The organism is 'Santalum album' aster yellows phytoplasma, assembly GCF_018283495.1.
In the GTDB taxonomy this organism is placed as follows: Bacteria; Bacillota_I; Bacilli_A; order Acholeplasmatales; family Acholeplasmataceae; genus Phytoplasma; species Phytoplasma asteris.
Genome location: NZ_JAGVSK010000010.1, coordinates 1 through 11,229, shown reverse-complemented (window position 1 = coordinate 11,229; position 11,229 = coordinate 1). Strand labels below are relative to the sequence as shown.

The following is an 11,229-nucleotide window of genomic DNA, read 5'->3' as shown; positions in this document are numbered from 1 at the left end:
TTGTTTTTGTTGGTTTTGGGTAATAAAAAAGATCTTATATTAAAATCTTGCATTTGTTTATTTAGTTTTGGGGGCAAAAAAGATTTATAATGGGAGGTTATGAAGTGTAAGAAAAATATTTTTAAATAATAAGGGGGGTGATTTAGCATTTTTTTATGGAGCAAAAATATAATTTCTTTATATTATAATTACCAAATTATAAAAAATCAAACAAACGATCAAAAATTTTAACTTGATCTCCTGGTTTGGCTCCTTGTTTTTGTAATTGTTCTTCCATTCCTATTTTTTTCAATATTCTATTAAATCTTTTTACAGATTCTTCGTTGTTAAAATCAGTACGATGAAAAAAAGTTTCTACTTGCTTACCAGACACAACAAAAACAGAATCACTTTCTTTAATAACAGAAATAGTATTTTGATTATCAGGAAGGGTGTATAATTTAAATTCGTTGTTTTTGTTTGGAGTAACTTCTAAGGGAGTATTTTGCAAAAGAGAGCTCATTTCATATTTTAAGGTCTCTAAATTATCAAAAGAAACTAAAGAAAGAGGGATAATTGGTTGGTCTTTGATTTGTTGTTTTAAAAGAGTAAGTTTTTGCAAAGCATCAGGTAAATCCATTTTATTGGTAACAATAATTTGTTTTTTAAGTAATAATTGGGGATTGTATTGACTTAATTCTTGATTTAAAGTTTGGAAATCTTGGTAAGGATTGGCACTTTCCATACTTAAAATATGAACTAAAACACGACATCTTTCAATATGTTTTAAAAATTGAATTCCCATACCACAACCTAAATGAGCATTGGCAATTAGTCCTGGTAGGTCAGCAACTATAAAACTAAAACCATCTACTTCAACAACTCCTAAATGAGGTTTAATTGTGGTAAAAGGATAGGAAGCAACTTTGGGTTGGGCTTTGGAAATAGCAGAAATAAGAGAGGATTTGCCAACACTTGGAAAACCTAATAAACCAATATCAGCTAAAACTTTAAGTTCTGTTTTGATTTTAAAACTTTCACCTAAATCACCTTTTTCAGCATAACTTGGAGCTTGATTTTTAAAAGTAGCTAATGCTTTATTACCTTTGCCGCCTTTGCCGCCTTTAGCAATAACTAAGGTTTGTTGATCGTATAAAATCTCTCCTAAAAACTTGTTATCAGCAGTATAAAAAACTGTCCCCAAAGGAACTTTAACATAAAGATGAGGGGCGTTGGCTCCATTTTGACCTTTATTTTTGCCATTTATTCCATGTGGTGCTTTAAGATGTTTTTGATATTTTAATTTTAATAAGGTAGCCTCGTCTTTGTCGCCTACAAAAATAACAGACCCGCCGTTGCCACCATTGCCACCAGCAGGTCCTCCAAAAGCTACATATTTTTCTCTTCTAAAAGCAACGATGCCATGACCACCATTGCCAGCAAAAACTTCATTAAAGGCTTCGTCAACAAAATGCAAACTAAATACCTGCTTTCATTAAATGCATAAAAAAATTATTGCAGATAAACAGAAACTTTTTTACGACCATGCTTTTTTTCAAATTTAATAATGCCACTCATTTTAGCAAATAAAGTGTCATCTCCACCTCTACCAACATTAAAACCAGGGTGAATTTTGGTTCCTCTTTGACGATAAATAATAGCGCCTGCTTTGGCAAATTGACCGTCAGAAAGTTTAGCACCTAATCTTTTGGAATGAGAATCTCTACCGTTTCGAGTAGAACCTGCTCCTTTTTTAGAAGCAAATAACTGGATTTGTAATTGCAATAACATGTTATAACCTCTTTCTTGTTTGAATTTGAGATATTTTTTTAAAATTATTGGGATATTGTTTGGCTAAATTGCAGATAGTGTATTCTAAATTATCTAGCAAAGTAAAAAGAACAGTATTTTGGGTGGTTTTCACTTCTAATTCAAACAACTTATCTTGTAGATTATAGGTAATATCTGTTTGGAATTGAAGTTTTTCTAAAGCATTTAAAGTTACAATAATAGCAGTAGAAACCGAAGCACACACAATATCAAAACCTTTAGGAGCATATAAAGCGTGCCCCCAAACTTGAATACTAGTAATTTTTTTTTGTTCTTTGTAAAAACAATAGCGAATCATAGTTTTTAAACAGTGATTTTAGTAATCAAAAGTTTAGTATAGGATTGTCTGTGTCCTTGTTTACAACGATATTTTTTACGTTTTTTATACTTAAACACAATAATTTTTTTAGCGCGGTGGTGCTTGATTACTTGAGCTGTTACTTTAGCGTCTTTAACAAAAGGGGTGCCTAAAACAGGATTGGAGCCACCAACAGCTAAAACTTCTTGAAATTGATAAGTTGTTTCTGGCTCAACATTTAGTTTTTCAACATAAATTTCTTGTCCTTCAGAAACACGGAATTGTTTTCCCCCAGTTGTGATGATTGCAAACATTTTCTTTCCTCCTTGCAAAAATTGCAAATTATCTTGGATAATTTATTGGATCTGATAATAATTAATTGTTTAAAAACAATGGTTTTTATATTTTTTTAATTGGGGATTGCAGCCAAACCAAAAAAATACAATAATCATACATTATTATAACATATCTTATTAAAATATGAGTGTTTTTTTTGTTATGAGTTTGGATTATTGTTCTTTTTGAGATATCTATTTTGCGGATGGTTGCTACATTTATCACTGCAAGCTCCTAAATATTTGTGTTCGCTATGTTCGTGGCACAAAATTTGTTTGTTGCATTGAGGATTAGAGCAATTAATATAGCGTTCACAAGGAGTGCCATCAAAATAGTCTTTACCAACGATAACATGTTCTTTTTGATTAACAGGGACTGCTATTCTTTGATCAAAGACATACATTTGACCATCCCACAAAGCACCTTGAGTTTCGGGGTGTTTGCCATAAGAAATGATGCCTCCTTCTAATTGATAGACATCATCGAAACCTTCTTTTTTTAAGAAAGTGCTAAATTTTTCACAACGCACACCACCAGTACAATAAGTTACGATTTTTTTATCTTTTAATAAATGGGTGTTTTGTTTGACCCAATTTGGCAAATCACGAAAATGTTTAATATTGGGATTAACTGCATTTCTGAAGTGTCCTAAATCATATTCATAGTCATTACGAGCATCAAGAATTAAAGTATCTTTTTCTTGCAAGGCTTGCAAAAATTCTTGAGGAGCTAAATAAGCACCTTTGTCTTTAGTAAGATCAAAGTTTTCTTGAAGACTCAAATTAACCAATTCGGGCTTAACTTTAATAGAAAGACGCGGGAAAACGTGTGCCTCTACAGTTTCCATTTTAAAAACAGTGTTGCAAAAACGAGGATCTTGTTTTAGTTGATCCATGTATTTATGTATTTGTTCTTCTAGACCTGACAAAGTACCGTTTATACCTTCTTGGGCAACGATAATACGTCCTAAAAGTCCTAGAGATTCACAATATTTAAAATGTTGGTCTCTAAAAGTTTGAGGGTCTTTTATTGGAGCATATTGATAATATAAAATAACTAAGTATTGGGAGTTAGAAGTTTGTGTCATAAAATAATTATGCCTCTTTTCAATTGAGATTGCATGCAAAATCTGATTAATTTGGACTTTATTTTATTATTAAAATAAATTGTTAGGAATTTGAAACAATAAATGATTAATGTTTTTGGCTTCATTTATAATTTTTTATTTAAGATTTTTATGGAGCAAATCTTAAACTCTAATAAATATTAAAGATTATAAAATAAATTTTAGGAGCGTTCTTTCCAAAAAATATACATATTTTGAGCACCATTTAACATTTGTTTTAAATCATCTAAACTATATTTTATTTCGCCTTTGAAACTTGCAGTCCTTGTGCCACCATCAAAAAAGACTCCTAATAAATCTGAAGAAGCGTCTTTAATACGGCACAAAAGACAAGGATAAGTTTGGATAGTCTCGGAATTATAACAAGGATAATTAGATACAAAACCCCAAAAAGATGGATTAATATTGGTTTTGATATAGGTTTTTATTTGTTGAGGAAAAGTTTGAGAATTGTGGGGTCGTAAATAAATGTTTTTAATTTGCATATTGATATTACCTCACAATTATTTTTGAAGATGAAAGTAATAAATTTTTGAGGTTGCCTTTGAAAATGGTGAAAAAAATAGTAAAGGTTTTGTTAGTGGCTTTTGTTTTACCAATAAAAAATGCCGAATCACTTTATTTTTCATAAAAGATTCGACTCTATATTCTAAATTATTCTTGTTAAAAACATTCAAATTACTTGATAATATCGGTTCCTAAATAAGGCTGTAAAACTTCAGGAACTGTAATAGTACCATCTTGGTTTTGATAATTTTCCAAAATAGCAATGACAGTTCTTCCAACAGCCAAACCTGAACCGTTTAGAATATGAACGTATTCATTTTTATTATTTGCAGGATTTTTCATTTTAATATTGGCGCGTCTTGATTGGAAATCGCAAGAATTACTGATAGAACCAATTTCACGATAACAATTATAGCTGGGTAAAAAAACTTCTAAATCATAAGTTTTTGCCATGCTAAAACCCAAATCCCCAGTAGAAAGTAAAACAACACGATAAGGAAGTTTGAGCAGATTTAGCACTTCTTCGGAATCTTTTAACATTTGGTCTAGACATTCATAAGAATTTTGGGGATGGCAAAACTGAATTAATTCTACTTTATTAAATTGATGTTGTCTAAAAATTCCTCTAGTATCTTTGCCAGCTGAGCCTGCTTCTTGGCGAAAAGCAGTAGTGTAGGCGACGTATTTAATAGGAAGCGTGTCTGGTTTAAAAATTTCTTCACGATGCAAATTAATAGTAGGAACTTCTGCTGTAGGATTTAGATACCAATTATTTTTGGAGTTGTAAAGCTTGTAGACTTCATCTTCAAACTTGGGTAATTGCCCTGTTGCAAACATGGTTTTTTCATTGATAATATAAGGAGGAATAATTTCTTGATAACCTTTTTTACTATGAAGATCCATCATAAATTGAATTAAGGCTCTTTCGAGGCGTGCTCCTAGCCCTTTGCAAACAACAAATCCACTACCAGAAATTTTAGAAGCCCTTTTAAAGTCGAGAATATCTAATTTTTCAGCTAAATAAACATGGTCTTTGGGCGTAAATGCAAAAGTTCTTATTTGTCCTTCGCAATACAATTCCTTATTGTCCTTATCGTTTGTGCCAATTGGTAAAGAATCGTGTGGTAAATTGGGGGTAATGCTTAAAATATCAAAAATTTCTTGTTCTTTTAGTTTTAACTTTTGTTCTAGTTTTTGTAAATCATCACGCAAAAAATTAGTGTCTTGCAAAACAAGAGTAATATCTTCTTTGGCGTTAGCTTTTTGGGCAACTTTTTTAGCTGATTGATTTTTTTGACTTCTTAAATCCTGTATTTCCAAAAGTAAAGATTTTCTTTGTTGTGCTAAAAGAGGCAATTTATTTAAATAAGCAAAATTTTGTTGCCTTTTTTCTAATTTTGCAATAACAGATGGCAGATTTTGGACTACAAAATTCAGATCTAACATAAAAAAAATACCTCTTTAGTTTGGGAAAAATTAATTTAATGGTGGCAAAAATAATAAGTTTTAATTGGAAAAATATAAATGTAGCAAGAATATAAATTTTGTTAGTTAATGGGGTTTGAAAAATTTTTACTCATTTTTTATTATTAAAACCCTTATTAAAATCATTAACCATTTTATTAAAACCATTTATAAATTCAAGCCACCAATGTAGAAATTCTTCACTAGAAGAAGGTTTTCCTGTAGGAGATTCCCATTCGGTACCTAAAATGTTATTAATTCCATTTACACCTTGATTTACTGTGGTTTGTGCAAAATATTTAGGTTCGTTATTTGATGCTGTAACATATAAATTAGCTCCACAAACAGCACCTACTAAAAAACCCACAATAAATAAGAAAATATTTAATAATTTATTCATTTTTATCCTCTTTGTAATGGTTTGTCATAAATCCAAATTGTTTTAGAAATTATATTTTAATAATTATAAAAAGAAAAATGTAAAAGTATTTATAAATAAATAATAAGCAAATAATAAACTTAAATATTTTACAATATTTGTATTAATGTTTTTGTTTGTTTGTTGATAAAATCAAACCATAAATGCATCAAATTATCAGATAAAGAAGGCGGCATTAATACATCTTTGCCAATAACTTTATTAGAAATATTATTAATTGTAGTGCTAGATCCTTTTTTAAGAATATATTTAGGTTCATTTAATAACGATCTAAAATATAGACTTATCCTTAAAACTGATCCTACAATAAATCCTGAAGTTACATAAATTACTTTATTTGCCCAAAAAAACATAAATTTATCAACCTTTTCCACTCAAATATATTTAAATAAAATAATTACAATTAAAATATTAATGTTATGTTTGTTGGTCCAATATTATGATAAGTTTTGATGTTTGTTTTAATTAATGTGGTTTTTGTGAGTTTTGTAAAAAAAAATTAAAGGGTATTTACTAATTTTTGTAAATCAGATTTGTTTCTAGCAGAAAAGTTAACGTGATAAACTCTTTTAGAAACCCCTTTATCAAATTTTTTATAAGCTACACTTAATAAAACTAAGGCTTTTTGTTTATCAGTGTTTGCAACTGCAGTTTTTACTTGTTTTACCACTGTTTTTACAGATGATTTAAAAGAAACATTTTGCAAACGACGTTTTTCATTAGTTTTATTACGTTTTTTTTGTTGTTTAATATTAGCCATGATTATAATCTCCTTTTTTTAGTTACTTAATTATCAATTTATTATTAATAACTCTACTGAGGATTATACCAAAATTTAGATAAAAAAGCAATAAAATAGTGTAATTATAGTATTTTTTTATATCTTTTGCATTTCATAATAAATTATGTAATATTTGTAAAAATAAAATTATGGAAACTCGTTTATGGAGATTTTTTATAACTCGAAACAATGCCCAAAATTACTTTCAAATACTTATTCATTTAACTTTTTAAAATATTTTTTTTCAAATGCATCAGGAGTAGCATAATTAAGTGATGAATGCATTCTTTCTAAATTATAATATGACATATATTTACAAATAGCTTCAATCATAACTTTTTTACTAATAGTTCTAGGGTTTGGAATGCCATAATAAATACATTCACATTTAAAAGAAGAAAAGAAAGAAGTTAAATAAGTACAAGGAGAAGATTGTCCTTTTTGAATCCTTTGTCTATCTTCAAAACTCTGAATTAAATTTTTGGTTTTTAAAATTTCTTCAACATCCAATTTATAATATGGAAATTTAAGATAAGAATGAAAAATGCAATCGTTTTCAAATACATTTAATTTATCAATAGTATCTATAATTAAAGGTGCGCCTTCATAATCAGAAACATGATAAGCCAAAATTTTGCGACTATATGTATCTAGGACAACTGAAACATATAAAACTTTATCCTGGTAATAAACTTCGGTAATGCCACCACATAATATTTGATGAGGTCTTGTAGCTTTCATATTTTTAGCAAGATTTAAAAATTGACGATTTAATATCATTTCTTCAGTATAATATTGCATATTTATCTATCTCCATTTTTATTATAATCATTCCTAAACATTTAAAACATTAAATAATTCTATCACCCTAAATTATAAACAATTACAACAATTTATCTACCCCAAAAAAAAAGGAAAACCCAAACTGTAATTGCAGTTTGGGTTATTTTCATAAATAATGATACATTTATAAGGAATCAAAAATCTTCAAAAAAAGCCTTAGATTTAGGAAACTTATCAGTTTCAAAAATGTCTTTCGGAGTACCTTTTTCAAGAATTTTACCTTGTTCCATAAAATAAATAGTATCAGATACTCTTTGAGCAAATTTCATTTCATGAGTTACAATAATAAGATTTATTTTTTTCTCTGATAATTTTTGTAAAGTTTGTAATACTTGCAAAGTAGATTCAGGATCTAGGGCAGAAGTTGGTTCATCTAAAAGAATAACTTCAGGTTCCATACATAAAACTCTAGCAATAGCAACACGTTGTTTTTGTCCCCCTGAAAGAGTTTCTACTCTTTGATTAGCAAGAGCTTCTAAATCTAGTTCTTTTAACCGTTCTAAAGCATTTTCTTGAGCTTTTTGTTTAGATAATTTTAATACTTTCATCGGAGCTAAACAACAATTTTCTAATACTGTTTTTCCTTCAAATAAATTAAAACTTTGAAACACCATTCCTACTTTAGTTCTTAGATCAGATAATTTTACTCCTTTATCTAAGATATTTTTATTATCAATTAAAATTTGACCAGAATTAGGTTCTTCTAATAGATTAAAACATCTTAATAAAGTAGATTTCCCTGAACCTGAAAAACCAATAATAGTTACTATTTCTTGTTTTTTAATTTTTAAATTAATATTTTTTAAAATCTCTTTATCGCCAAACTTTTTACAAAGATCTTTAACTTCAATTAAATATTGCATTCTAAACTCCTTTTTTTTGTTTTTCTAAATATTTAACAAATAAATTAGCAATCGTAATTAACACTAAATAAATACAAGCAGTAATAGCATAAGGAATAGCAATGCTTCCTGTTTGAACAATTTGAGTTTTGGCTTTCCATGCTACATCTAACAGACCAACCAAACCACCAAAACAAGCACTATCTTTAATATTTACAATAAATTGTTGTACTACAAAAGGAAGTGATCTTTTAAGCGTTTGGGGGAAAATAACATAAAAAAATGTTTGTCTTTGAGTCATTCCTAAAGCTAGAGAAGCTTCTACTTGTCCTTTATCTAAAAACTTAATATTTTGTAATAAAATATTTGTAATACTAACTGCTGAATTTAATAATAACACTATAATACCTGAATACATCGGATTTAATTCAGGATTATAAGCTCTCCAACCAAAATGAACTATAATCATTTGAGCTGCTACTGGAATTGATTTAAAAATATAAAGTATTGCATCAAGCAAGTAAAGAAAACTTTGTATTAACCCTACAATAAAGGGATTTTGTGTTTGATAATTAGGTTTAATACTTTTAATCCCTGTTAAAACAATAGCTAAGATAAAACCTACAATAACTCCATCTAATGCAAGTAATAAAGTAGTTTTTAAAGGTGTGGCATAATCAGGTAAAGCAAGAGATACTTTTTGATACCAATTTAATCCTTGTTTTTGGCTTAACTCTTTTAAAGATTGTTCTAACCATTTATTAGTTATTTCTTTAAATTTAGATATTTTGTCTTTTAAAGTTTTTATTCTATTTCGGCTATTTAGGTCTTGTTTGTCAGTTGGTTTTGATTGTTCTTCTTTTAATTCTTTGGTTAACTCAATTATACCTTTAACATTTAAACCATAACCATCTAGCAAAAGTTCTTCTTTTTTTAAAACTTCTTTAAAAGCATTATTAATTGGAGTAATTAATTTTGTATTACCTTTTTTAACTACAATTCCTAAACCTGTAGGAGAAACAGTAAAACGAGCATCATCAGATATAATTGATATATGTTTTAATTCATCATTTTGCGAAGCATAATATTTAGTAATATAACTATCAGTTACAAAAATATCAGAAGCTTTATCTTTAACGCTTTGAGCACACATAACAGCATCATCAATAGGATTGGATTTAGTAATGTGTAATAAATTTCCTAAATCTGATCTAATATTTTCAATAACTTTATCAGCCACAGAACCAGTAAGAGTTAAAAATTTAATTGGGTCTTTGTAATCTTTTAATATACCTTTTATATCTTCATATTTTACTTCTTTTGGCAAATCTTTAAAACGCGCATCATCTTTTCTTACTAAAAACCCTGTATTATCCAAAGTATAGGCAATAGGAAAATCAAAGTTTTCTTTTCTTTTATCAGTAATACTAATAGAAGAAATAGCTACATCAACTGAACCATTTTGAACAGCAGTAAACATCCCATCAAAATCAAAAAGACTAAATTTACAACCTTCATACTTTTCTTCTTGAGGTAATGCTTTTACTATTTTATCAATTAAATCTATATCAAATCCTGAAATATATTCACCTTGAATAGTTCTGTGAGCTTTACTTGTATCTTTATCAGATTTAATAGTCAAACTATTAGGAGCTGCATCAGCTACTACAGCTACTCTTAAATATTTCTTAGAATTATTAACTCTTTGAAATAACCCCACACTAAAATGAAGCCATCCCCAAAAAATCATAAACATAAATAATAAAACATATTTAGTATATTTTAGATATTTAGTAATTTTGTATTTTTCTTTTTTCCTTTGAATCATAATATATAATTTTTACCTTCACTTTCAATTTTGGTGCTTGTAAAAACCATCTATTTGATTTAATTTAATTTAAAATACCAAAAAACAAACATCATTGTTATAATAGATACAACAATTTTAATATACTTATGAATATGAAATCTATATTTGGGAGGCATCTTTTTAATTTTCATTTTTTAACCTTTTATTTATATATTATAAATATACATAAATTGTAATGTGCATCATTTATAAATATTTTTCAATTCTAAAACAATATCAAACTTTTAATAATAAGATATTTTTTAAAATAATACTTTATTATTTATGATAACATAAAAACAATTAAAATTAACATTTAATTAATATCAGTATAACTATTTTAATATAAAAGATTCAAAGGTAAGAAATAAATATTGGGTTAATAATTAAAATGTAGTGAGTTATGCATTAATTATCTTTATATTTTATATTAAGAATTAATATTTGTTTTATCTTAATATTTGTTTCTTATAATTCTTAAATTAATTTATTAAGCACTAACTACAGTTTTTAAAGCAGGATTTAATTTTTTTCTAAATATTTACTTAACATATTAATAAATTGAATTAAAACTAAGTAAACAACGGAAAGTATTACAAATGGAGCAACTAAATCTCCTGTAACGTTCATAGCATCATTTGTAACAAATGACATATCAATTAATGCAATTAATCCGAAGAAAGTACAAGCTTTAATATTAGTAACAAATTGTGCTGCTACTAAAGGAACTGATTTTTTTAATGCTTGTGGGAAAGTAACATAATAGAAGGTTTGTTTTTTATTCAATCCTAATGAACTGTTCCATTTTTTTAGACACTTTTTAAGTGTAATGAAATTACTTTGTTAGTTTGAAAAGATATGAAATTATCTATTTAATTTTAAGTCTTAAAGAGTAATTTTTAAATAAAAAAGTGTCTAAAAAAATGGAACAGTTC

General features: G+C 27.5%; 14 protein-coding genes. All 14 read right to left on the bottom strand.

Annotated features, from left to right (window positions below; all coding sequences use genetic code 11):
• Window positions 1-196: 196 nt before the first annotated feature.
• Window positions 197-1,456: a GTPase ObgE gene (gene obgE / locus KE631_RS02260; protein ID WP_212509240.1), complete on the bottom strand. Its 1,260-nt coding sequence runs from the start codon at window positions 1,454-1,456 to the stop codon at window positions 197-199.
• 35 nt (window positions 1,457-1,491) lie between these two features.
• On the bottom strand, window positions 1,492-1,770 hold the full coding sequence (gene rpmA / locus KE631_RS02255; RefSeq protein WP_011160463.1) for a 50S ribosomal protein L27: 279 nt from the start codon (window positions 1,768-1,770) through the stop codon (window positions 1,492-1,494).
• Between the two features lies 1 nt (window position 1,771).
• Window positions 1,772-2,107, bottom strand: a complete 336-nt coding sequence (locus KE631_RS02250; RefSeq protein ID WP_034172006.1) for a ribosomal-processing cysteine protease Prp — start codon at window positions 2,105-2,107, stop codon at window positions 1,772-1,774.
• A 5-nt stretch (window positions 2,108-2,112) separates the two neighbouring features.
• Window positions 2,113-2,421, bottom strand: a complete 309-nt coding sequence (gene rplU / locus KE631_RS02245) for a 50S ribosomal protein L21 (protein WP_212509239.1) — start codon at window positions 2,419-2,421, stop codon at window positions 2,113-2,115.
• Between the two features lie 182 nt (window positions 2,422-2,603).
• Window positions 2,604-3,530 carry a rhodanese-related sulfurtransferase gene (locus KE631_RS02240; protein ID WP_212509238.1) on the bottom strand — a complete coding sequence of 309 codons (927 nt, stop codon included), beginning with the start codon at window positions 3,528-3,530 and terminating at the stop codon, window positions 2,604-2,606.
• A 200-nt stretch (window positions 3,531-3,730) separates the two neighbouring features.
• Window positions 3,731-4,054, bottom strand: coding sequence for a hypothetical protein (locus KE631_RS02235; RefSeq protein WP_212509237.1), 324 nt, complete (start codon window positions 4,052-4,054; stop codon window positions 3,731-3,733).
• Window positions 4,055-4,247: 193 nt separating this feature from the next.
• Complete coding sequence (gene serS / locus KE631_RS02230) at window positions 4,248-5,522, bottom strand: serine--tRNA ligase (protein WP_212509236.1); 1,275 nt, start codon at window positions 5,520-5,522, stop codon at window positions 4,248-4,250.
• Between the two features lie 130 nt (window positions 5,523-5,652).
• Window positions 5,653-5,940 (bottom strand): hypothetical protein, encoded by a 288-nt coding sequence (locus tag KE631_RS02225; protein ID WP_212509235.1) that lies wholly within the window; start codon window positions 5,938-5,940, stop codon window positions 5,653-5,655.
• A 128-nt stretch (window positions 5,941-6,068) separates the two neighbouring features.
• A complete protein-coding gene (locus tag KE631_RS02220; protein ID WP_212509234.1) occupies window positions 6,069-6,332 on the bottom strand; it encodes a hypothetical protein in 264 nt (87 codons plus the stop codon).
• 146 nt (window positions 6,333-6,478) lie between these two features.
• Complete coding sequence (gene rpsT, locus KE631_RS02215; RefSeq protein ID WP_212509233.1) at window positions 6,479-6,739, bottom strand: 30S ribosomal protein S20; 261 nt, start codon at window positions 6,737-6,739, stop codon at window positions 6,479-6,481.
• Between the two features lie 234 nt (window positions 6,740-6,973).
• Window positions 6,974-7,561, bottom strand: coding sequence for an IS3 family transposase (locus tag KE631_RS02210; protein WP_212509232.1), 588 nt, complete (start codon window positions 7,559-7,561; stop codon window positions 6,974-6,976).
• Between the two features lie 176 nt (window positions 7,562-7,737).
• Complete coding sequence (locus tag KE631_RS02205; protein WP_212509231.1) at window positions 7,738-8,466, bottom strand: amino acid ABC transporter ATP-binding protein; 729 nt, start codon at window positions 8,464-8,466, stop codon at window positions 7,738-7,740.
• A gap of 1 nt (window position 8,467) precedes the next feature.
• The gene (locus KE631_RS02200; RefSeq protein WP_212509230.1) at window positions 8,468-10,273 is read right to left on the bottom strand and encodes an ABC transporter substrate-binding protein/permease; all 1,806 of its coding nucleotides are present in this window, start codon (window positions 10,271-10,273) and stop codon (window positions 8,468-8,470) included.
• A 543-nt stretch (window positions 10,274-10,816) separates the two neighbouring features.
• Entirely contained in the window at window positions 10,817-11,080 is a 264-nt protein-coding gene (locus tag KE631_RS02195; protein WP_212509229.1) for an ABC transporter permease subunit, read from the bottom strand.
• Window positions 11,081-11,229: the final 149 nt, after the last annotated feature.